Genomic DNA, 23287 nt, shown 5'->3' with positions numbered 1-23287 from the left:
CTCGTTGCGATAGCTTTCAGTCGGGGAACAGCGCTTCCGGCTTGCCGTTAGTGGAGAAAGTTTCTCCACTTTCGAGAGGCGACGATGGCCCGCTTTTCCTGGAAGCAGAACGAGAACGAATCCTCCATCAAGGAGGCAGTCGATATTGTCCGCAAACATGGCGAACCGCTTCCGCCTCTTGAGGATGACGCGGCTTTCGGCGCCATGTTCGACCGGTTCGGTGACGCCAAGGTCGTGCTGCTCGGCGAGGCGACCCACGGAACGTCGGAGTTCTACCGGGCGCGGGCGGCCATCACGCGGCGGCTTATCGAGCATCACGGATTCAACATCGTTGCGGTCGAGGCCGATTGGCCGGATGCGGCGCGGATCGATGCTTATGTGCGACACCGCCCTGTGCCCGATGGAGATGACGTTGCCTTCGAGCGCTTTCCCACCTGGATGTGGCGCAACGAGGAGGTGGCGGATTTCGTCAACTGGATGCGCACCATCAACAAGGATCGCCCCGAGGGCGAGCGCGCCGAGTTTCGTGGGCTCGATGTCTACAGCCTCAATGCGTCCATCCGCGCGGTGCTCGACTATCTCGACAAGGTCGATCCGAAAGCAGCAAAAGAGGCGAGGGGACGTTACGGCTGCCTGAGCCCCTGGCAATCAGACCCGGCGCGTTACGGTCGCGCTGTCATCACGGGTCAGAAAAAACCCTGCGATGAAGCGCTGCTGCGTCAGTTGCAGGACATTCTCGGCAAGCGCATGGAATATCTGGAGACGAACGGCGGTGAGCCGTTTTTCGATGCGGTGCAGAACGCCAAGATCGTTCATGCGGCGGAGCATTATTACCGCATCATGTATGAGGGCGCGACGGAGTCCTGGAACCTGCGCGACCGACACATGTTCGATACGCTCCAGAGTCTGCTGGCACGCCGCGACAACGCCAAGGCGGTGGTCTGGGCGCATAATTCCCACATCGGCAACGCCGCCGCCACCGCCATGGGCTGGCAGGGCGAGTTCAATATCGGCGAGCTCTGCCGCAAGGCTTATCGCGAGGAGGCCGTGCTCGTCGGCTTCGGGACTGATCGAGGCACGGTTGCCGCCGCCGACGATTGGGACGAGCCCATGCAGGTGAAGAACGTGCTGCCTGCAAGGCCCGACAGCCATGAGCGCATCTTCCGGGATACGGGGCACAAACGCTTCCTGACCGATTGGCGGGAGAACCTTCAGAACGACCTGAAGGAAGTTCTGTCGCGTCCGCGTCTGGAGCGGGCCATCGGAGTCATCTATCGGCCGGACACCGAACTCTACAGCCATTACTTCGAGGCCATCCTGGCCGAGCAGTTCGACGACTTCGTGTGGTTCGAGGAAACGAAAGCGGTCACGCCGCTGAGCCACGCCCATGGCAAGGGCATGCCGGAGACGTATCCGTTCGGGCTTTGAGGTGAGCATTTGCTCAACCGCTTACTGTCATGCACAGTCGGTAAAGACGTGGGTAAGGCGGGATCACGCGTTCAAGTCGTTATAAAGATCGCGCCACGTCGGGTTTATACCGAGAATAAGATTTGTCTTCCATGCCCGCGGCCACCGCTTGATCGATGTCTCCCGCTGAATGGCGTCGATGATGCTCGGATAGCTTTCATAATAAACAAGACGGTCAATTCGATAACGCCGCGTGTGATCGCCACCGCGCCCGGTTTTATGCTCCCAGACACGTCGGGGTAGATCATTGGTGACGCCAATATACAGAGCGCCACCAGATCTGCTGGCGAGGATGTAGATGTAGTAGAGTTTCATAAGGCGAGAGTGATCCCTCTCCTGAGAGGGCGCAAGCAGTTCACTCACTTCTTCCGTCATGGCCGGGCTTGTCCCGGCCATCCCGACTGGAAAGGCGTTGCGCTCTCATTAATCGGGATCACCGGCACAAGGCCGGTGATGACTGGGAGGATGCGGAAGTGCGAACATTATGTTCCGCTTTTGTTCTTGACTTTGGTCCTAACCTTGGCTATAGGTTGTGGGTCCCGGCTCAATGAGGGGCGCGCTCGCGAGGCGTCGTGATTGTCGGAGCCGGGAGCGGTCCTGTGTCAGGCCTCGCAAGCCTGTCGGCGGGAGGCCCATCGTTGAAAGACACGATGTACGCCTAAAAGAACCGTGCGCGAGGAGCCGTCGGGTTCTTCACACACTCACACAGCCGAGCCAGACGCCTCCTCGCGCCTCCCTCGACCCCAAAACCTCGGGCAAACCATTGCCGCGAGAGCGCTTCAGCTTGTCCGTCCGCCCGCGTGGGCGTCACTTCCCCGCCTTGCCCCGGCAGGCCGCCCCTGCTAACTGACGGCCAACTCCATTCAACCGATCTCATCAAGCAGGGCTTTTTCCGTGTCCCGTCAGTTCATCTACCACATGCGTGGCCTCACCAAGACCTATTCGGGCGGCAAGAAGGTTTTGGACAACATCCATCTTTCCTTCTACCCGGATGCCAAGATCGGCGTGCTCGGCGTCAACGGCGCGGGTAAGTCGACCCTGCTGCGCATCATGGCCGGCACCGATACCGACTGGACCGGCGAGGGCTGGGTGGCCGAGGGCGCCCGCGTCGGCTACCTGCCGCAGGAGCCCCAGCTCGATCCGTCGAAGAACGTCCGCGAGAACGTGATGGAGGGCGTGGCCGCCAAGAAGGCGCTGCTCGACCGCTACAACGAGATCGCCATGAACTACTCGGACGAGACGGCGGACGAAATGACCCGCCTTCAGGACGAGATCGAGGCCAAAGGCCTCTGGGATCTCGATTCCCAGGTCGATCAGGCCATGGACGCCCTGCGCTGCCCGCCGGACGACTGGCCGGTGGACAAGCTCTCGGGCGGTGAGCGCCGCCGCGTGGCCATGTGCAAGCTGTTGCTTGAACAGCCGGAACTGCTGCTCCTCGACGAGCCGACCAACCATCTCGACGCCGAGACGACCGCCTGGCTCGAAGGCCACCTGCGCAACTATCCGGGCGCGATCCTGATCGTCACCCACGACCGCTACTTCCTCGACAACGTGACGGGCTGGATTCTCGAGCTCGACCGCGGACGCGGCATCCCCTACGAGGGCAATTACTCGTCCTGGCTCGAGCAGAAGCAGAAGCGCCTCGAGCAGGAGGGCCGTGAGGACGCGGCTCACCAGCGCACCATCGAGCGCGAACGCGAATGGGTGTCCGCTTCGCCGAAGGCCCGTCAGGCCAAGTCGAAGGCGCGTATCCAGCGCTATGAGGAACTCGTGGCCAAGGCCAACGAGAAGGGTCCGACGACCGCTCAGATCATCATCCCGATTGCAGAGCGTCTCGGCAACAACGTCATCGAATTCAACGGCCTGAAGAAAGCCTTCGGCGACAAGCTCCTCATCGACGATCTGTCGTTCAAGCTTCCGCCGGGCGGCATCGTCGGCATCATCGGTCCGAACGGCGCCGGCAAGACGACCCTGTTCCGCATGATCACGGGACAGGAGCAGCCGGATGAAGGCTCGATCTCCATCGGCGAGAGCGTGAAGCTCGGCTATGTGGACCAGAGCCGCGACTCGCTCGATGCCAACAAGACGCTCTACGAGGAAATCTCCGGCGGCAACGAGATCCTCTATCTCGGCAAGCGCGAGATCAATGCCCGCGCCTATTGCGGCGCGTTCAACTTCAAGGGCTCGGACCAGCAGAAGAAGGTGGGCGTGCTCTCGGGCGGTGAGCGCAACCGCGTGCACCTCGCCAAGATCCTGAAGTCGGGCGCGAACGTGCTGCTCCTCGACGAGCCGACCAACGATCTCGACGTCGATACGCTCCGCGCGCTTGAAGAGGCGCTGGAAGATTACGCGGGCTGCGCCGTCATCATCTCGCACGATCGCTGGTTCCTCGACCGTATCGCGACGCACATCCTCGCCTTCGAAGGCGACAGCCACGTGGAATGGTTCGAAGGCAACTTCGCGGATTACGAGGAAGACAAGAAGCGCCGCCTCGGCACGGATTCCACGATCCCGCATCGCATCAAGTACAAGAAGTTCACGCGATAAGGTTTTTGCGTGAGCACTTACCTCATCACAGGTATCGGGCGCGGAATCGGGCAGGAACTCGCCCGCGCCCTTCTCATGCGCGGCGAACGCGTGATTGGCACGCTGCGCGATCTCGGTTGGGCGTCGCCGGAGTGGAAAAAATTTACGGCCGATGGACGGCTCAAGCTGATCGCCCTCGATGTGCGCGACGAGGCTTCCATCGTTGAGGCTGCGAGCCAATTGGATGAGCCGATTGACGTTCTCATCAACAATGCAGGCCTCATCGGCCCGAAGCGGCAATCGACCTTGGACATGGATTTCGAGGGTTTTCTTGAAGTGTTGCGGGTCAACACACTTGGCCCCTTGCGCATCACGCAAGCCTTTCTGTCCCATCTGCGGCAGTCGAAAGCGGCCAAGATCGTCACGATATCAAGCCGCATGGGCTCGCTCTCTCACGCGAAGTCGGACCGTATCGCCTATCGTGCGTCCAAGGCTGCGGTGAACAAGGTGATGCAGGGCCTCGCCACCGATTTGCAGCCCGAGGGCATCATTGCGATTTCCGTGCATCCCGGCTGGGTGCGCACCGACATGGGCGGTTCGGACGCCGACATTTCCGTCGAGGAGAGCGCGGCAGGGCTTATCCGGCTTATCGATGGGCTCACTCTCAAGGAAACGGGCGGCTTTTTCGACTGGAACGGGGATAGGCTTTCCTTCTGAGAATCCTAGGTGCTTGGGTTCTTGGTCAAAAAGGTGTATGACCCTTGAGGCACGAGACAGAAAAAGAGAAATATCACGTGCCTGCCGACCAGATCTCAGCCTTCCAATCCGTCGCCACTCCCGAAGAAGCCGTCGAGCGGCTCATCCAGCTCCATGACAGCGCCACTGAGGCGCAGCGCCACGCTCTGGAGCATTTCTTCGCCACCGGCACGCCCCCCACACCGCTAGAGCGCTCCCGCTTCCGCTATCCTGAGCTTCGCGTCGATTACCGGGCAAATTCCGTACCGCCTGTGAAGCAGCGGGCTTATGCCAAGTTCCAGGGCCCCGGCGTCTATGCGACTACGATCACGCAGCCTGCCTTCTTCAAGAACTACCTCCTTGAACAGCTGAACCATCTCGTGCGCGACTACGGCGCGACGCTCGAAGTTGGCGTCAGCGATCAGGAAATTCCTTACCCGTACATTTTCGAGCGCGGCGACGAGCTCGGTCGCGGCGCGCATTCGGCTTCCGAACTCGCGCAGCATTTTCCGACACCGCTGCTGGCAAAAGTCGGCGATGAGATCGCCGACGGCACATGGATCTTCCATGAAGCCGAAGCGCGCCCGCTCTCGCTCTTCGATGCCGCGCGCGTCGATTACTCCCTGCGCCGCTTGGTGCATTACACCGGCAGTGACTGGCGCTCGGTGCAGCCCTGGATTCTGCTAACCAACTATCACCGCTATGTGGACCAGTTCATTCGCTGGGCCGTGAAGGAACTGGCGAACGAGGAGGGGCCTTACAACAAGCTCGTTCTGCCCGGCGGCGTTGCCATCGAGCGCGGGTTGAGCGAGGCAGCCGTCGAGGAGCTCATCGCTTCCTCGCCCTGGCACCGTTTCCAGATGCCGGCCTATCACCTGATGCGCAAGGACGGGCAGGGCGTCACGCTCGTCAATATCGGCGTCGGCCCCTCGAACGCGAAGAACATCACGGATCATCTCGCAGTCCTGCGCCCGCATTGCTGGCTCATGGTAGGCCATTGCGGCGGCTTGCGTCAGTCACAATCGATCGGCGATTACGTTCTCGCTCATGCTTATCTCCGGCGCGACAGCATCCTCGACGGCGCATTGCCGCCCGAGATTCCTCTTCCGGCGCTCGCGGAAATTCAGGTCGCGATGCAGGACGCCGCAGTGCAAGTCACGGGCGAGCGCGGCGAGGAGCTGAAGCGTCGTCTGCGCACGGGCACGGTCGTGACTTATGACGACCGCAACTGGGAACTCCGCTGGAGCCAGGAACGGCGGCAGATCAATCTGTCCCGCGCCATCGCGGTGGACATGGAAAGCGGCACCATCGCCGCGCAGGGTTATCGACTGCGCGTGCCCTACGGCACGCTGCTCTGCGTTTCCGACAAGCCGCTGCATGGCGAGATTAAGCTGCCGGGAGCCGCCAACGCGTTTTATGAGCGCGCTGTGAGCGAGCACCTCATGATCGGCCTCGCGGCGCTCGATATCCTGCGTGGGCAGCGCTCGTCCCTGCACTCGCGGAAACTGCGCAGCTTCGACGAACCTCCGTTCCGATAGCGGCATCTCTCATGTCCCGTGCGAGTCTTGGCCTGCTTCTGGGCTTTGTTGGCGTGTGCATTTTCGACGGCACGCTGCCCTTCACGCATATCGCCGTCGAGCATCTGAGCCCGCTCTTCGTCACCGCAGGCCGAGCGGCTGTCGCTGGGCTCCTCGCCCTCGCAACTCTCCTCCTGCTGCGCAAGCCATGGCCTGCCTCTCGGCAGATAGGCACCATAGCGCTCACGGCTCTGTGCATCGTCGGAGGCTTCCCAGGCTTCACGGCGCTCGCCATGAAAAGCGTCCCAGCCTCTCATGGCGGGGTTGTGCTCGGCATCATGCCGCTCGCCACCTCTGCCATCAGCACGCTGATCGCAGGCGAGCGGCCGAGCCCGGCTTTCTCGCTGGCGGCACTGACCGGCGCTGCTCTCGTCATCGGCTTCACCCTGTATGAGGGCGGCGGGTCGTTGGGACGGGGAGACCTGTTTCTTCTGGCGGCTGCCCTATCCTCCGCGCTGGGCTATGTGCTCTCCGGCAAGCTCGTGCTCAAGGGCATGGCCGGCTGGGAGGTGATCTCCTGGGTTCTGGTGATTGCTCTTCCTGTCACCATTCCCTTGGCGCTCTGGTCCGTGCCGGGCGAGCTCGCTGCGGTCCCGCCCTGGAGTTGGATCGGCTTCGTCTATGTGGCTCTCATGAGCCAGTATCTCGGCTTCTTCGCCTGGAATGCCAGCTTGGCCCTGGGCGGCATCGCTCATGTGAGCCAGGTTCAGCTGCTTCAGACATTCGTGACGCTGCTGATCGCTGCCATCCTCAATGGCGAATCCGTCGCCCCATCGGCCTGGCTTGTGGCCGGGGTCGTCCTCTTGCTCGTGATTGCAGCCAACAGGGCCAAGGTTGGACGCCTCAAACAGTGATGCTCTGCTTGCGCTTTCCTCAAAATACATATAAATATATCTTTATATGTATGATCGAGTTGGGCTCATGGCCGAGAGAGAAGCTCCATCGCTGGATTTGACGCTGGATGTCCTAAGGGCAGCCGCCGAGGAAACGCGCCTGCGTATCCTGGCTTTGCTGGCCGAAGGAGAGTTGTCGGTTTCCGACCTCACCGACATCCTTGGGCAGTCCCAGCCGCGGATCTCTCGTCATTTGAAGCTGCTCGTGGAGGCTGGTCTCGTGGAGCGGCATCGGGAAGGGGCCTGGGCCTTCTTTCGGCTGACTGATCGCGGCACAGCCCTGAAGATCATCCGCCCGACCCTTGAGAGCCTCGACCGGTCCGATCCGCAATTGCTGGAGGACCGTACGCGCCTCGAGGCGGTACGGGCCCAGCGCTCGCATGCCGCCCAGGCTTACTTTTCCCGCCTCGCTCCGGAATGGGACCACTTGCGCTCACTCCATGCGCCTGAGGCGGTGGTCGAGGCAGCGGTGCTCGAAGCACTGGGATCGAAAGAGATCCGCAATCTCGTCGATCTCGGCACTGGCACCGGCCGCATGCTGCAGCTCCTCGCGCCGCGCGCCAGCCGCACGGTTGGACTCGATGCGAGCCACGCCATGCTTTCCGTCGCTCGCGCAAATCTCGAGAAGGCAGGCCTGCGCGGGATCGAGCTTCGTCAGGGCGACATCTATGCGCCGCCGTTCCCGCGCGACACCTTCGATCTCGTGATCATTCATCAGGTCCTGCATTACCTGGACGATCCGGCCCGCGCGATCCGCGAGGCCGCGCGCCTGGTGGCGCCGGGCGGGCGCATCCTCGTTGTCGATTTCGCGCCGCATAAGCTGGAGTTCCTGCGCGAGGGGCAGGCCCATCGTCGCCTCGGCTTCGCGCCTACGCAGGTTGCCGGCTGGCTTGACGAGGCGGGCCTCGATTGCACGCTGACGAAAGAATTAGCGCCGCCCAGAAAGGGCGATGACCAACTCACCGTTTCACTTTGGCTTGGACAAGACCGCCGCACCATGACGGATTGGCCTTTGTCCGAGCCCAATAAAGAGGTTGCCTGATGTCGCCCCTGACCCTTCGCCCCAGCAGGCAGGCTTCTTGTCCGATCAAGGTGTCTTTCGAGTTCTTCCCGCCGAAGACTCCGGAGATGGAAACGACGCTTTGGGCCTCCATTCAGCGTCTTGCGCCGCTGAGCCCACAATTCGTTTCCGTGACTTACGGCGCCGGTGGCTCCACGCGGGAGCGCACGCACGCCACGGTCTCGCGCATCGTGCAGGAAACGGCCCTCAAACCCGCCGCACACCTGACCTGCGTCGCGGCGACGAAGCATGAAGTGGACGACGTGATCCGCTCTTACTGGGATGCCGGCGTGCGCCACATCGTAGCCCTGCGCGGCGATCCGGTTGCCGGCATCGGCACGGCCTATGAGCCTCATCCTGGCGGATATCAGCAGACCTGCGATCTCGTGGCTGGCATCAAGGCCATCGGAGATTTCGAGGTGTCCGTTTCGGCCTATCCAGAAAAGCATCCTGAAGCCGCATCGCTCGATGCCGACATCGATGCGCTGAAGGCAAAGGTCGATTGCGGCGCGGATCGCGCCATTACGCAGTTCTTCTTCGATAACGACCATTACTTCCGCTATCTCGATCGCGTTCGTGCGCGCGGCATCGATATCCCAATCGTGCCCGGAATCGTGCCGGTGCAGAACTTCAAGCAGACGGCGAATTTCGCGGCCAAGACCGGGGCGAGCATCCCCGATTGGCTTGCGGCTCGTTTCGACGGTCTTGAAAACGATGTTGAGACGCGCAAGCTCGTCGCCGCAGCCGTTGCCGCCGAGCAGGTCATCGACCTCGTCGACCGTGGCGTGAGTGAGTTTCATTTTTACACCATGAACCGCGCCGATCTTGTTTATGCGATCTGCCACTTGCTCGGACTTCGTGATCAGAGCGTGAAGGCGGCTGCCTAAATTTAGTGCCCGGCTGAGCCTGGCATCTGCCTGACTGCCGTGTCGAAAGAGACACGAATGGCCGAAGCGGATTCGGCTGGATGAGAAGAGAACAGAACAATGACCGCGTTTACTCCCGCTCCCGCCAATGGCGCTGAAGTCCTGAAGGCACTCCGCGAAGCAGCCTCCAAGCGCATCCTCGTGCTCGACGGCGCGATGGGAACGGAACTCCAGCGCTCGCGCTTCTCGGAAGAGGATTTCCGTGGCGAGCGCTTCAAGGACTGGGGGCACGACGTCAAGGGCAACAACGATCTTCTCATCCTCACGCAGCCCGATGCTGTGCGCAACGTCCACCTCGACTACTTTCGTGCAGGCGCCGATATTGTCGAGACAAACACCTTCTCCGGCACTTCCATTGCCCAGGCAGATTACGGCATGGAGGAGATCGTCTACGATCTCAATTTCCATGGCTCTCGCCTTGCTCGCGAGGCTGCGCTGATCGCGCAGAAGGAAGATGGCCGCCGCCGCTTCGTGGCGGGCGCCATCGGCCCGACGAACCGCACGCTCTCCATCTCGCCGGACGTGAACAATCCGGGCTTCCGCGCCGTGACCTTCGATCAGGTTCGCGATGCCTATGCGGAGCAGGTGAGGGGGCTTATCGACGGCGGCTCCGAGATCATTCTCATCGAGACGATCTTTGACACGCTCAACGCCAAGGCTGCCATCGTTGCGACCCAGCAGGTCTTCGCCGAGAAGGGCGTCAAGCTGCCTGTGATGATCTCGGGCACGATCACGGATCTGTCCGGCCGCACGCTCTCAGGCCAGACGCCTTCCGCCTTCTGGTATTCAGTCCGCCACGCCGAGCCGTTCTCCATTGGCCTCAACTGCGCGCTCGGCGCGCGCGAGATGCGCGCTCATATTCAGGAAATCGGCAAGGTCGCGGACACCTTCGTCTGCGCCTATCCCAATGCCGGTCTGCCCAATGAATTCGGCATGTATGACGAAAGCCCCGAAGCAACGGCGCACATGATCGCCGAATTCGCTGATGCAGGCCTCGTCAATGTGGTTGGCGGCTGTTGCGGCACCACGCCGGCGCATATTCGCGCCATCGCGGAAGCCGTCACTGGCAAGGCTCCGCGCAAGGTGCCGAAGCTAGCGCCGCTCATGCACCTGTCGGGACTCGAGCCCTTCACACTCACCTCGGAGATTCCGTTCGTGAATGTGGGCGAGCGCACGAATGTCACCGGTTCGGCCAAGTTCCGTAAGCTTGTCACCAACGGCGATTATGCGGCTGCGCTTGATGTCGCGCGCGATCAGGTCGCGAACGGCGCTCAGATCATCGATATCAACATGGACGAGGGCCTACTCGATTCCGAGAAGGCGATGGTAGAGTTCCTCAACCTCATTGCTGCAGAGCCCGACATCGCGCGCGTTCCGGTGATGGTGGATTCATCGAAGTTCCATGTGATTGAGGCCGGCCTCAAGTGCATTCAGGGCAAGGCCATCGTCAACTCGATCTCCATGAAGGAGGGCGTGGAGGCGTTCATCGAGCATGCCAAGATCTGCCGCTCCTATGGCGCCGCAGTCGTGGTCATGGCCTTCGACGAAACCGGGCAGGCCGACACGCAGGATCGCAAGGTCGAGATCTGTACGCGCGCCTACAAGATCCTCACCGAGCAGGTCGGCTTTCCGCCGGAAGACATCATCTTCGATCCTAACGTCTTTGCGGTCGCCACCGGCATTGAAGAGCATAACGGCTACGGTGTCGACTTCATCGAGGCGACCCGCATCATCCGCGAGACGCTGCCTCACGCCCATATCTCGGGTGGCGTGTCGAACCTCTCGTTCTCGTTCCGCGGCAACGAGCCTGTTCGTGAGGCCATGCACTCCGTCTTCCTCTTCCATGCCATCAAGGTCGGCATGGATATGGGCATCGTGAATGCAGGCCAGCTCGCGGTCTATGAGCAGATCGATCCCGAGTTGCGCGAGCTGTGCGAGGATGTGGTGCTCAACCGACGCCCTGATGCGACGGAGCGCCTTCTGGAAGCTGCGCCTCGCTTCAAGGGCGATGGCGCAGGCGCGGTGAAGGCCGCCGATCTCGAATGGCGCTCTTGGCCGGTCGAGAAGCGCATCGAACATGCGCTCGTCAACGGCATTACGGAGTATATCGAGCAGGATACGGAAGAGGCGCGGCAAGCCGCTGAACGCCCGCTGCACGTCATCGAAGGCCCACTCATGGCCGGCATGAACGTGGTGGGCGATCTCTTCGGCGCAGGAAAAATGTTCCTGCCGCAGGTGGTGAAGTCCGCCCGCGTCATGAAGCAGGCGGTCGCCTATCTCATGCCCTTCATGGAAGAGGAAAAGAAGGCTTCCGGAGTCGAATCACGCTCCGCCGCCGGCAAGGTGCTGATGGCGACCGTGAAAGGCGATGTGCACGATATCGGTAAGAACATCGTCGGTGTGGTTCTCGCCTGCAACAACTACGAGGTCATCGATCTCGGCGTCATGGTGTCGGCCCAGAAGATCCTAGAAACCGCACGCAATGAAAATGTCGACGTGATCGGCCTCTCCGGCCTCATCACGCCTTCGCTTGACGAGATGGTGCATGTGGCAAGCGAAATGGAGCGCGAGGGCTTCAATATTCCTCTTCTCATCGGCGGCGCCACCACGAGCCGTGTGCACACGGCGGTCAAGATCCATCCGAACTACAACCAGGGCCAGGCCGTCTATGTGACGGATGCGAGCCGTGCGGTCGGCGTCGTCTCGTCGCTCCTGTCGCCTGACATGCGCGACAATTACGTGGAGACCCTGCGCAGCGAATACCGCAAGGTGGCGGATGCTCACGCACGCTCGGAGGCTGACAAGCAGCGCCTGGCCATCGAGAAGGCCCGCGCCAACCGTATGAAGCTCGATTGGGATGCCTATTCTGCAACCAAGCCCACCTTCACCGGCGCGCGCGTGTTCCGCAGCTACGATGTGGGTGAACTTGTCCCCTATATCGACTGGACGCCTTTCTTCCAGACCTGGGAGCTGAAGGGACGCTTCCCCGCGATCCTTGATGACGAGAAGCAGGGTCCTGCCGCGCGCCAATTGTGGGAAGATGCTCAAGCCATGCTCAAACAGCTGGTCGAGGAGCGCTGGTTCAATCCGAAGGCAGTCATCGGCTTCTGGCCGGCAAATGCGGTGGGCGACGACATCCGCCTCTACACTGGCGACAGCCGCAGCGAAGCGCTTGCCACCTTCCACGGCCTGCGTCAGCAGCTCTCCAAGCGCGACGGTAAGCCGAATGTCTGCATCTCCGACTTCGTCGCGCCTGCCGAGAGCGGCAAGCCCGACTGGATTGGCGCCTTCGTGGTCACATCTGGCATTGAGGAAGTGCGCATCGCCGAAAAGTTCGAGCGTGCGAACGACGATTACCGCTCGATCCTTGTGAAAGCTCTTGCCGACCGTCTCGCGGAAGCCTTCGCCGAGCGCATGCACGAGCGCGTGCGCAAGGAGTTCTGGGCCTACGCGTCGGATGAGAATTTCACCAATGAGGATCTGATCCGCGAGGAGTACAAAGGCATCCGCCCCGCTCCCGGCTATCCCGCTCAGCCCGATCATACCGAAAAGGCGACCATCTTCAGCCTTCTCGGCGCTGAGAAAAGCATTGGCGTGACGCTGACGGAATCCTACGCCATGTGGCCGGGCTCTTCCGTGTCCGGTCTCTATCTCGCGCATCCGGAGGCTTATTACTTCGGCGTGGCGAAGGTGGAGCGCGATCAGGTGGAGGATTACGCCATGCGCAAAGGCATGAGCGTGCAGGAGGCCGAGCGTTGGCTCAGCCCGATCCTGAACTACGATCCGGCGAATTACAGGCCCATGGCGGCTGAGTAAGGTTGATCAGGCCGTCGGTGACGACGGCCTTTTCGCGATCAGATCGCGCAAGGTAGTAATGGTGGAGGCATCCGCCACGCCATCCACACGTTCTGGGCGGAAATGGCGTTGGAAGGTGGAAACAACTTTTTCCGTGTTCTCGTCGAACACCCCGTTGATCTTCACGCCGTAGCCGTACATGGCGAGCATCGCCTGCAATGCCTCGATAGGCATGCCTTGGTCGCCGCGCGAGAAGAAGCGACCGTCGCTCAAATTCGCGGGCGCTACCCAATGGCCGATGCCTGCTTCGTGCAGGCGCCTCCATGGAAAGTTCTCGCCAGGATCGACCTTCCGCCCAGGCGCCACATCGGAATGGCCGAGTACGCGCGTTGCCGGAATGCGCCAGCGGGTGACAATGTCTTTCGTGAGCGCGATCACGCTTTCGATCTGGGCATCGGGATAGGCGGGCATGCCGCCTGGATGCCCGGGATTGGCGATCTCGATGCCGATGGAGGCGGAGTTGATGTCCGTCTCGCCGTCCCAGAAGGAGACGCCCGCGTGCCAGGCGCGGCGCGCTTCCGGCACCAGTTGCAGCACACGCCCGTCACCGAACACGAAGTAATGAGCCGAGACCTGCGAGATCGGATTGCACAGCCACTGCAGGGCCTCGCCTTCGTCCGGTATACCTGTGTAGTGCAGGATCACCATAGTCGGGCGCTGTCCGTCCTTTCGCTCCCCGTGATTGGGCGAAGGAAACACCTTCGTGGCAACAGGGCTCTCAGTGGAAAGGGACGGGCTCATTATGTCACCTGAGGTTCCGCTCGGCGGCAATCCGCTCCCAGGCGGCATTGATGGTAGCCAAGCGCTCGGTCGCGATCTTCACGGCTTCCGGCGGTAGACCTCGTGCGATCTCCCGGTCGGGGTGGTTCTCGGCAACCGTCCTCCGATAGTGCCGCTTCAGTTCGTCATCGCTCATGGACCTGTCGGCTTTGAGAATGAGATAAGGATCATCCGCACGCGTCACATGGCGCGCGGCGATGCGCTCGAAGTCGGTTTCCGAGAACGAGAAGATCGTCGCCACATTCTTGAGGTAAATGTACTCGGCCTCGTGCACGGCCTCGTCCGCCTTGGCGATATGGAAGAGGCCATCGAGCACGTCTTCCAGGAGAGCGGGCTCCTCCTTGAATGCCTCACCGATCTGGCGGGCGTAAGATTCGAAGCCGTCTGATGTCTGCATGGCGAGTTCGAACAGGCGCTGCACGCGCGGATGCTCGTTTTCCGGCACCTCGACGATCTGCTCGAAGGCCTTCACCTCCACATCCACTACCACGCCGTCGGCCTTCGCCATCTTGGCGGCAAGTGCGACGAGGCCCATGGTGAACAGCACATCGCGCGGCGGCTTTCCAAAAGGAGCGCCCTCACGATCAATGAGCACGTGCCCAGCCACGCCGCCCAGGAGAGCGCCAATCGGCCCTCCCAGAGCGAGGCCGATGCCGGCACCACTCAACTTACCCCAAATCGACTGAATCATCTTGAGAGCAGTGGTCGCTCAAGTTCGGGCAAAAGAAAAGGGGCCGAGATGATCCCGGCCCCTTAAATTCAAGTTCGGGACTGACTTAGCGGCAGTAGATGTTGCCGTACATGTCCTGATAGGTGCCGTAAGGGCATGCGGGGCCGCGCGGAGCCGTGCTAGCGCCGACAATTGCGCCGCCGGCGCCGCCGATGGCTGCGCCAGCCAGGGCGCCGCCTGCAGTACCCGTAGCTGCGCCGCCGATAGCTGCACCAGCCAGGCCGCCGATAGCGGCACCGCCAACTGCACGCTCACCTGGAGTGTTGCAGGCGGCCATCGAGAGGGTGAGAGCACCAGCGGCAATGGCGGTAATGATCTTCTTCATGGAGGCTTCCCTGTATCTAGCGGGCTGTAGGCTGCCCAGCTTAATCCTTAGCTTGACCTTACGCAGACGCCAACTCCCGACCAAGGGACAAAGTTCCTTGGTCATCAATGAGCTGTAGAAAAATTTTTCGTTAAGTTGTGCAGGCTATTTCTTGCCTTTCTGCGCTTCGGTTTGATGAAGAATCATTGTCTAGCTTGAGCATTGTCTCGTCACGATTTCGACTTGCTAAGTCACAACTTTGCCTTATTTGCTCCCCACCCACCGCTTCCCCGCGACCGATGCCATTTGGAGTTTCAGTATGACTTGGCAGCATTTCTCAAGAACCTTGGCGGTTGCGATTCTCGGTGTGGCTGCACTTGCCCTTGCGTCACAGGCTCGTGCGGACAACGTTATTTCTCCTGACGAGGCCGAGGCGCTCATGAGGGCTCAGATCGAGGAAACTAAGGCTGCGGCTGCCGCACAGAAGGAAGAAGAGAGCGCTATTCAAGCAGAGGAAGCCGCAGAGGCTGCAAAAGCCGCCAAGTCCGGAAAGAAGAAGATCAAGGAAGCCGCCGCGGCAACCCCGTCTCCTGCCACTGCGAAGGCCGCCGCCACTGCTGCCAAAGAGACGACGGGAGAGGATGCCGCCGATGAGACGGCTTCGCTCGTCATTGAGCCTCAGGGCCGGTCCCGCTCGGAGCGGGCTGATGCTGTCAAGGCTAGCGCTCTCAAGCCTCTGATCGCCCGCTATGCCGCCGAGAACGGCCTATCGTATGAACTGGCCGATGCGGTTGTTCGCATTGAGAGCCGCTACAATCCCGGCGCGCGCAATGGTCCCAATATCGGGCTGACGCAGATCAATTATCGGACGGCTCAGTCGCTTGGCTACAAGGGCGACGTTGCCGGTCTGATGGATGCTGAAACCAATCTCCGTTACGGCCTGAAATATCTCGCGCAGGCCCATAAGCTCGCTGGTGGCGACACCTGCGGCACGATCCTGCGTTATCAATTCGGTCACCGCACGACGACGATGACGAGCGCCTCACGTGCCTATTGCGCTCGAGTGAAAGTGATTACGGCTGCTGCCGATTAACCTTCGGCCTTGACGTCAGACCATCTTTCGCACCACATCCCAACCGTCAGCTGGCCGGGCGGCCGCTTCGAGCTTGCTCGAGGAGGAAAGTCCGGGCTCCATGGAAGTAAGGTGCCGGATAACGTCCGGCGGGGGCGACCCTAGGGATAGTGCCACAGAAAGCAGACCGCCCTGTTCAGCAGGGTAAGGGTGAAAGGGTGCGGTAAGAGCGCACCGCGGACGCAGTAATGCGGACGGCACGGTAAACCCCACCAGGAGCAAAACCGAATAGGGACGACAGGCGTTCGCGCCAGGCCTGCTTCCAGGCTGGTCGTCCGGGTTGGTTGCTTGAGGCGGTCAGCAATGACCGTCCCAGAGGAATGGCCGCCACGTTCGAGGGTTAAACCTTGGGCCATACAGAACCCGGCTTACAGGCCGGCTGACCCCTCTTTTCCACAGGCCGAAAACTGCGACAAAGCGGACCAAAGCGTTGGTCTGCTTACGATTCATTAACCACAAATGCGTCTCATGGGGATTGCATGCTGCAAGGCTTGCACCCCAACCCCGTTCCGTTGACGCCCATATTATCCCATGTTATCCCAAATCATCCCGTCGACGGTGTCTTCCGAAGGGAATGTCAGGCGCACCAGATGTGCCGACATTAGACTTCGGAAAGAGGCGTTTTCGCCGAGAACGGGTGGCAGGCCAGTAAGGCCTGTCGGGGGGCTGACAATCGGGAGCTTGCGAGCTGCGGCCAATGAACCGCTTCGTGTCCAATTTCACCAACAAGTTGGATTCGAAGGGTCGCGTCTCGATCCCCGCATCCTTCCGGGCCGTCTTGGCCAGGGACGGATTCGAGGGTCTCTACGTTCATCCCGCGCTCGACGCGCAGGCCTTGGACGCAGGTGGCAACACGCTTCTGAACGAGATCGATGCGTTCTTGTCGACGCTGTCGCCTTATTCGGACGAACGGGATCAGCTGTCGACCGCGTTGTTCGGGACCAGCGAAATTCTGAAAGTCGATCCGGAGGGGCGTGTCATCCTGACGGACTCAGTGAAAGTGCATGCCGGGATTGGCGATACGGTGACGTTCGTCGGACTCGGTCACAAGTTCCAGATATGGGAACCGGAGCGTTTCCGTGCGCACTTGGAGGAGGCGCGCACGAAGGTCAGAGACCTGAAGAAATCTCTCGGAGCCCGGATTGTGGAGCCGCGTATGGTACAGAACACCTCACCAGGAGTGCAGGAGCAATGATGGGACGCGGCGACGGCCCAGGAGCCGGAGCCGCTGGCGGACCGACCCGTCACGTTCCTGTGCTCCTGGCGGAGGTGTGCGATGCGCTCGATGTGAAGAGCGGTGGCCTCTTCATCGATGGCACATTCGGCGCAGGCGGATATACGCGCGCCATTCTCGATGCTCATCCTCAGAACAAAGTGATTGCCATTGATCGCGATCCCGATGCGATTGCGGGCGGCACCGCGCTAACGGCGAAATTCAAGAAGCGCCTTATGCTCGTGCCGGGACGCTTCGGCGATCTCGATACGCTTGCGCGCGATCAGGGTTTAGAAAGCGTCGACGGAGTGGTGCTCGATATCGGTGTTTCGTCCATGCAGCTCGATCAGGCTGAGCGCGGATTCTCGTTCCGCAATGATGGCCCTCTCGACATGCGTATGGAACAGGACGGGCCGAGTGCTGCCGACCTCATCAATGAATCCTCCGAGGCCGAACTCGCGGATATTTTCTATCACTACGGTGAGGAGCGTCGTGCCCGGGCAGTGGCGCGCGCCGTCATCGAAGCGCGCCGCCGTGAGCCGTTTCAAACGACGCGCCAGCTTGCGGATCTCGTTGCCTCCCTGATCCGGCAGGAGCCGGGCGGCATCCATCCGGCCACGCGCGTGTTCCAAGGTTTGCGCATTGCCGTAAACGACGAGCTGGGAGAACTGGTGCGTGCGCTGCATGCGGCCGAGCGCATCCTGAAACCCGGCGGGCGTCTTGTGGTCGTGACCTTCCATTCCCTCGAAGACCGCATCGTGAAGCAGTTCTTCGCGGCCCGCACGGGACGTACGCCGAGCGGCTCCCGTCATATGCCGACGATGGCGGCTCCCGAGCCGACCTTCGATGCGGTCACGAAAGGACCTGTTGGCCCGAGCGAGCAGGAAATGGCGCGCAACGCGCGCGCCCGTTCGGCGAAGCTGCGCGCCGGGGCACGCACGAGCGAACCTCCACAGGAGCCGCTCAGCGCCATCACCATGTTGGCAGAGCTGCCTCAGACAGCGGAAAAAAGGGGAGGGCGGCGATGAGCAAGCTGCTCCACATCGTTGCGATCTCCGCCCTCATCTCGTCGGCGGGCTATGCCTATTCGATCAAGTACGACACGCTCTATTACTCCGAGCAGGTGGCGAAGCTGAAGTCGAAGGCGCAGCGCGAGCGCGAAGCCATCGCCGTGCTTCAGGCCGAGTGGCAATATCTCGACCGCCCCGACCGCCTGCAGGCTGCCGCCGATCAACATCTCGATCTGCAGGCCTTGAAGATCCAGCAATTGGCCCGCCTGTCCGATCTACCGAACCGCCCTGACCGCGGGGATGAGATCGGGCTCAAGCTCCAGGCGCTCGGCCTGCTCGAGCCGACAGCGACGCCGAAAGACAGAAGCAACGAAGCCCGCACCCCATCGACTCAAACTCCGAGACGGTAATTCCCGTGTTGCATGCGCCTCAACCCGAACTGAAGGTTAAGAGCCAATCGCCCAAGAGAGGCGTCCTCTCCCATGCGCGCGAGCTGTTCCGGTTGCGCCTGGACAAGAGCACATCGCGTGTGGGTCTCGCCGCCATCTGCTTCGTGGGCCTTTTCGGCGTCATCGGCGGACGCCTCGTGCAGCTTGCCGTGACGAGCGAGAACACGAGCGAAGTCCGCCGTGCGGCATCCTCCGAGATTTCCGCGGCGCGTCCCGACATCGTAGATCGCAATGGCGAGATCCTCGCCACCGACGTGAAGATGGTGTCGGTCTTCGCGGAGCCGCGCAACATCATCGACAAGGATGAGGCCGTCGAACTGCTCACGGCTGTCTTGCCTGATCTCGACGCCACGGATTTGCGCAACAAGCTCGGCACCAAGAAGGGCTTCGTCTGGGTCAAGCGCGAGATCACGCCGCGCCAGCAGGCCGAGGTGCATCGTCTCGGGATCCCGGGAGTCGGCTTCCTTCCTGAGAACAAGCGTGTCTATCCCAATGCCGAAGCGGCCGCGCACGTGCTGGGCTTCGCCAACGTGGACAATGTGGGCATTGCAGGCATCGAGAAATATATCGACAGCATGGGCCTGCAGGATCTCAATGGCGCGGGCTTCAACATCTCCGCTGCCGATCTGAAGCCCATTCAACTTTCCCTGGATCTGCGCGTGCAGCATGCCCTGCGCGACGAACTCGCCAAGGGCATGGCGAAATTCAAGGCCAAGGCAACAGCCGGTGCGGTTCTTGACGTGAATACGGGTGAGATCATCGCGCTCGTGTCGTTGCCGGATTACGATCCCAACAACCCGGTCGATGCGCTCGACAAGGACCGGATCAACCGCATCAATGTCGGCGTGTTCGAGATGGGTTCTACCTTCAAGGCCTTGACGGTCGCGATGGCGCTCGACTCCGGCAAGTACAACATCAACTCGACCTTCGATGCGCGATCCGGCTTGCGTTATGGCAAGTTCACCATCGGCGACTATCACCCGACGCGTCGTATTCTCACCACGCCGGAAGTCTTCGTGCACTCGTCCAACATCGGCACAGCGCGCATGGCGCTGGGCATCGGCGTGGAAGGGCACAAGGCCTTCCTGCGCAAGATGGGACAGTTGACCCGCCTCGAGACGGAGCTGCCGGAGAACGCCTTGCCGATCATTCCGCCGCGCTGGGGTGAACTCAACACCATGACCATCGCCTTCGGTCACGGCCTTGCTGTTGCACCGCTCCAGGCTCTCTCGGCGGTCGGCGCGCTGGTCAATGGTGGCGTGCTGGTCAAGCCGACTTTCCTGAAGCGCAATGAGGCGGAGGCCCGCCAGCATGCACTGCAGGTGCTCAAGCCCGAGACGAGCGAGGCAATGCGCTATGTATTGCGCCTCAACGCTTCGGTTCCGGAAGGTTCGGCAAGCTCTGCCTCCATCGCGGGCTTCTTCGTGGGCGGCAAGACCGGTACCGCGGAGAAGGTCATCAACGGCCGTTACGCGAAGAACAAAAATTTCACCACTTTCACCGCCGTCGTTCCGGCCGACAAGCCGAAATATGTGTTCCTGACCATCATGGACGAACCGCAGGCGGTCGAGGGCACTTACGGCTTCTCGACGGCAGGCTGGAATGCGGGCCCGGTGACGGGCAACGTGATCGAGCGGGTCGCGCCGCTCCTCGGCATTCCTCCGCGGTTCGAGCCGCCGGTACAGCCTTTCCCTCTCATGTCACGCCTCAATGCATGGGGCTCCAACCGATGACACAAACAATTCGATTGAGCGATCTGCTTCCGGAGGCCCAGGGACTGCCGGAAGCATCTTTGTCCGTAACAGGCATTGCCTCCGACAGCCGCAAAGTCGGTCAGGATGGTGCCTTCTTCGCCGTGCCGGGAACGAAGGTGGATGGCATGAATTTCGTGCCTCAAGCCGTTGCAGCCGGCGCGGCTGCAATTGTCGGAGAAGCCGAGCGTCCTGCCGGTCTGCCTGCCAACGTGGCCTATGTCCGCGTGAGCGATGTGCGAGAGGCTCTCTCTCAAGCCGCATCCCGCTTTTATCCGTTGCAGCCGGAGAAGGTTGTTGCCGTCACGGGAACGAGCGGGAAGAGTTCCGTCGCGGATTTCACGCGTCAGCTCTTCGCGGTTCTCGGCTACAAATCCGCAAGCCTCGGCACCCTCGGGGTGATCACGTCGGACGGCGCAGCCTATGGTTCGCTCACGACGCCCGATCCGATTTCGCTGCACCAAACCCTCGACAATTTGGCGAAGGATGGTGTCACACGCCTTGCGATGGAGGCTTCCTCTCACGGCATCGATCAGCGTCGTCTCGACGGCGTTCGTTTGAAAGCGGCAGGCTTCACCAATCTCGGTCGCGATCACCTTGATTATCACGGCACGACGGAAGCCTATGCTAAGGCGAAGCTGCGTCTATTCGATACCCTGCTGCCGCAGGATGCCCCAGCCATCATCAATGCTGACGGTCCGTTCTCGGATGTGTTCCTGCACGGCGTGGGCGAGCGCGGATTACCCATCATGACCACCGGAAGCCAGGGTGAGGCGCTCCGTCTCGTCGAGGCTCGTCCCGAGGGCTTCAGGCAGTTTTTGAGCATTGAGGCTTTTGGCAAGAGGTTCGAAACGACTCTTCCGCTTCTCGGAGCATTCCAGATCGAGAACACTCTCGTCGCCGCCGGTCTGGTGCTCTCTGTCGAAGGCGAGAGCAGGGCAGCCGAAGTGTTCGAGGGCTTCAGGACGCTTAAAGGCGTCTCCGGTCGCCTGGAGCAGGTAGGCGAGATCGATGGCGCAATCTGCATCGTCGATTACGCGCACAAGCCCGATGCGCTGGCTCATGTCCTTGATGCGCTGCGTCCTTTCGTCAAGGGACGTCTCGTCTGCATCGTCGGTTGTGGCGGTGACCGTGACAAGGGCAAGCGCCCATTGATGGGCCGCATTGCCAACGACAAGGCGGATATTGTCATCGTCACGGACGATAATCCTCGCTCGGAAGACCCTGCCGCGATCCGCGCAGAGGTGCTCGAAGGCGCGCCCCGTGCCCGCGAGATCGGCGACCGTTCGCTTGCGATCCGGACGGCCGTAAAAGAGCTTCAGCCCGGAGATATTCTGATCGTGGCCGGTAAAGGCCATGAAACGGGCCAAATCATCGGCGACCGGACCCTGCCGTTCTCGGATCATGAAGAGGTCCGGGCGGCGATTGCGGAGAGGCAGGGATGAATTCGCCTTTGTGGACATTGGATGAGATCGTTGCCGCCACCGGCGCGCGCGTCGGCAGCGGCTTTAAGCAGGCAACCGGCGCGTCCATCGACACGCGGACGCTCGAGCCCGGCGATCTCTACTTCGCCATCAAGGGCGATGTGCATGATGGTCACGACTTCGTTCCCGCTGCCCTGGAGAAAGGCGCATCGGGCGCCGTGGTGTCCGAGGAAAAGGCTGCTGCTTTTAGTTCCGACAAGCTCATCATCGTGCCCGATGTGCTAGACGCCATGCGCCAGCTGGGTCGCGCCGCGCGCAAGCGCACGGATGCGAAGATCGTCGCCATCACCGGGTCCGTCGGCAAGACCGGCACGAAGGAGGCCATGCGCCTTGCGCTTTCGCGCCAGGGTGCGACGCATGCATCGGTCGCATCCTACAACAATCATTGGGGCGTGCCGCTTACCCTCTCGCGCATGCCGCGCGAAACCACGTTCGGCGTGTTCGAGATCGGCATGAACCATGCCCACGAGATCCTGCCGCTGACCGCGATGGTGCGCCCGCATGTGGCGGTCATCACCACGATCGAGCCGGTGCATATCGAATTCTTTCCTTCGCTCTGGGGGATCGCTGATGCAAAAGGCGAGATTTTTTCCGGAATCGAGCCTGGCGGTACGGCAGTGATCAACCGCGACTCTCCTTATTTCGAGCGCATGAAGGCTCACGCGCTTGCTTCCGCCGCAGGTCGTGTCATCTCCTTTGGCGAGAACGAAGCCGCTGACATCCGTGCTGAGCGGATCATCGTTAAGCCCGATCAATCCATCGTTGAGGCGCGTGTCTTCGGTCAGCCCATCACCTATCGGATCGGTACGGCAGGCCGTCACATCGCGCTCAACTCCTTGAGCGTGCTTGCAACCTGTCATGCACTCGGCGCGGATCTTGCGTTGGTGGCTCTCTCCTTCGCCGATTTGAAGCCGCCCGTGGGTCGCGGCGAGCGGACGATGCTGAGGATGGGCGCAGACGAAGCGCTTCTTATCGACGAAAGCTACAACGCAAACCCGGCCTCAATGCGGGCGGCGCTTGCCAATCTCGGTGCGGTGGAATTGAGCCGCCAGGCTCGGCGCATTGCCGTGCTGGGCGACATGAAGGAATTGGGCGAGAAAGGGCCTGGCCTCCACGAGGAGCTTGCCGAGGCAATTGAGTCCAACAAGATCGATCTCGTTTTTGCTGCTGGCCCTCTGATGCAGAATCTGGTGGACCGTTTGCCGAAGGCGAAGGTGGTGCTGCATGCGCAAACCTCCGCTGAGCTCGTCGATGAGGTTTGCGCCGCGATCCGGCCCGGCTATGCCGTGATGGTCAAGGGGTCGCTCAGCATGAAGATGGCTTTGGTTGTCAAAGCCCTGAAAGAACGTTACGGCGCGAGCGCAACAGCCCACGCGCTGAAAGGATAAGAGTACA

General features: G+C 61.3%; 19 protein-coding genes and 1 other RNA gene. 16 read left to right on the top strand and 4 right to left on the bottom strand.

The genetic code is table 11. From position 1 onward, the window contains the following. Nucleotides 1–84: 84 nt before the first annotated feature. Entirely contained in the window at nt 85–1428 is a 1344-nt protein-coding gene (locus MHY87_RS02230; RefSeq protein WP_239348948.1) for an erythromycin esterase family protein, read from the top strand. 63 nt (nt 1429–1491) lie between these two features. Here the strand turns inward: MHY87_RS02230 and MHY87_RS02225 are convergent, their stop codons facing one another. Next, complete coding sequence (locus MHY87_RS02225) at nt 1492–1782, bottom strand: GIY-YIG nuclease family protein (protein WP_239349731.1); 291 nt, start codon at nt 1780–1782, stop codon at nt 1492–1494. Nucleotides 1783–2361: 579 nt separating this feature from the next. Here MHY87_RS02225 and ettA point away from each other — a divergent pair. From ettA to metH, 7 genes are all read left to right on the top strand, one after another. Next, a complete protein-coding gene (gene ettA / locus MHY87_RS02220) occupies nt 2362–4014 on the top strand; it encodes an energy-dependent translational throttle protein EttA (protein ID WP_239348946.1) in 1653 nt (550 codons plus the stop codon). 9 nt (nt 4015–4023) lie between these two features. After that, nucleotides 4024–4710: an SDR family oxidoreductase gene (locus MHY87_RS02215; RefSeq protein WP_239348944.1), complete on the top strand. Its 687-nt coding sequence runs from the start codon at nt 4024–4026 to the stop codon at nt 4708–4710. A 77-nt stretch (nt 4711–4787) separates the two neighbouring features. After that, nucleotides 4788–6266 (top strand): AMP nucleosidase, encoded by a 1479-nt coding sequence (locus MHY87_RS02210; RefSeq protein WP_239348942.1) that lies wholly within the window; start codon nt 4788–4790, stop codon nt 6264–6266. An 11-nt stretch (nt 6267–6277) separates the two neighbouring features. Next, complete coding sequence (locus MHY87_RS02205; RefSeq protein ID WP_239348940.1) at nt 6278–7159, top strand: DMT family transporter; 882 nt, start codon at nt 6278–6280, stop codon at nt 7157–7159. A gap of 67 nt (nt 7160–7226) precedes the next feature. Next, nucleotides 7227–8240, top strand: a complete 1014-nt coding sequence (locus MHY87_RS02200; RefSeq protein WP_239348938.1) for a metalloregulator ArsR/SmtB family transcription factor — start codon at nt 7227–7229, stop codon at nt 8238–8240. Beyond that, entirely contained in the window at nt 8240–9145 is a 906-nt protein-coding gene (gene metF, locus MHY87_RS02195) for a methylenetetrahydrofolate reductase [NAD(P)H] (protein ID WP_239348936.1), read from the top strand. The genes MHY87_RS02200 and metF overlap by 1 nt, the downstream gene beginning before the upstream one ends. Nucleotides 9146–9244: 99 nt before the next feature. Further along, on the top strand, nt 9245–13000 hold the full coding sequence (metH, locus tag MHY87_RS02190) for a methionine synthase (RefSeq protein ID WP_239348934.1): 3756 nt from the start codon (nt 9245–9247) through the stop codon (nt 12998–13000). A gap of 6 nt (nt 13001–13006) precedes the next feature. On the opposite strand, the gene MHY87_RS02185 is transcribed toward metH, so the two are convergent. From MHY87_RS02185 to MHY87_RS02175, 3 genes are all read right to left on the bottom strand, one after another. After that, nucleotides 13007–13780: an N-acetylmuramoyl-L-alanine amidase gene (locus MHY87_RS02185; protein WP_239348932.1), complete on the bottom strand. Its 774-nt coding sequence runs from the start codon at nt 13778–13780 to the stop codon at nt 13007–13009. Nucleotides 13781–13784: 4 nt separating this feature from the next. Further along, the gene (locus MHY87_RS02180; protein ID WP_239348930.1) at nt 13785–14510 is read right to left on the bottom strand and encodes a TerB family tellurite resistance protein; all 726 of its coding nucleotides are present in this window, start codon (nt 14508–14510) and stop codon (nt 13785–13787) included. An 85-nt stretch (nt 14511–14595) separates the two neighbouring features. Further along, nucleotides 14596–14874 carry a hypothetical protein gene (locus tag MHY87_RS02175; RefSeq protein ID WP_239348928.1) on the bottom strand — a complete coding sequence of 93 codons (279 nt, stop codon included), beginning with the start codon at nt 14872–14874 and terminating at the stop codon, nt 14596–14598. Nucleotides 14875–15172: 298 nt separating this feature from the next. On the opposite strand from MHY87_RS02175, the gene MHY87_RS02170 reads away from it, so the two are divergent. The 8 genes from MHY87_RS02170 to MHY87_RS02135 all read left to right on the top strand — a co-directional run bounded on the left by MHY87_RS02170 (nt 15173) and on the right by MHY87_RS02135 (nt 23280). Beyond that, nucleotides 15173–15946: a lytic transglycosylase domain-containing protein gene (locus MHY87_RS02170; protein WP_239348926.1), complete on the top strand. Its 774-nt coding sequence runs from the start codon at nt 15173–15175 to the stop codon at nt 15944–15946. A gap of 46 nt (nt 15947–15992) precedes the next feature. Then, nucleotides 15993–16372: RNase P RNA component class A (rnpB, locus tag MHY87_RS02165), an RNA gene on the top strand. Between the two features lie 310 nt (nt 16373–16682). Further along, entirely contained in the window at nt 16683–17180 is a 498-nt protein-coding gene (mraZ, locus tag MHY87_RS02160; protein WP_239348924.1) for a division/cell wall cluster transcriptional repressor MraZ, read from the top strand. Continuing rightward, the gene (gene rsmH / locus MHY87_RS02155) at nt 17177–18226 is read left to right on the top strand and encodes a 16S rRNA (cytosine(1402)-N(4))-methyltransferase RsmH (RefSeq protein WP_239348922.1); all 1050 of its coding nucleotides are present in this window, start codon (nt 17177–17179) and stop codon (nt 18224–18226) included. The genes mraZ and rsmH overlap by 4 nt, the downstream gene beginning before the upstream one ends. After that, a complete protein-coding gene (locus MHY87_RS02150; protein ID WP_239348920.1) occupies nt 18223–18618 on the top strand; it encodes a hypothetical protein in 396 nt (131 codons plus the stop codon). Before rsmH ends, MHY87_RS02150 begins: the two co-directional genes overlap by 4 nt. Nucleotides 18619–18623: 5 nt before the next feature. Continuing rightward, nucleotides 18624–20390 carry a peptidoglycan D,D-transpeptidase FtsI family protein gene (locus MHY87_RS02145; protein WP_370644808.1) on the top strand — a complete coding sequence of 589 codons (1767 nt, stop codon included), beginning with the start codon at nt 18624–18626 and terminating at the stop codon, nt 20388–20390. Then, a complete protein-coding gene (locus tag MHY87_RS02140; RefSeq protein WP_239348918.1) occupies nt 20387–21853 on the top strand; it encodes a UDP-N-acetylmuramoyl-L-alanyl-D-glutamate--2,6-diaminopimelate ligase in 1467 nt (488 codons plus the stop codon). Before MHY87_RS02145 ends, MHY87_RS02140 begins: the two co-directional genes overlap by 4 nt. Continuing rightward, nucleotides 21850–23280, top strand: a complete 1431-nt coding sequence (locus MHY87_RS02135) for a UDP-N-acetylmuramoylalanyl-D-glutamyl-2,6-diaminopimelate--D-alanyl-D-alanine ligase (protein WP_239348916.1) — start codon at nt 21850–21852, stop codon at nt 23278–23280. The genes MHY87_RS02140 and MHY87_RS02135 overlap by 4 nt, the downstream gene beginning before the upstream one ends. Nucleotides 23281–23287 lie beyond the last annotated feature (7 nt).

This window comes from Microvirga sp. ACRRW (assembly GCF_022346925.1).
Lineage (GTDB): Bacteria > Pseudomonadota > Alphaproteobacteria > Rhizobiales > Beijerinckiaceae > Microvirga.
This window is presented reverse-complemented; position numbering and strand designations above follow the sequence as displayed.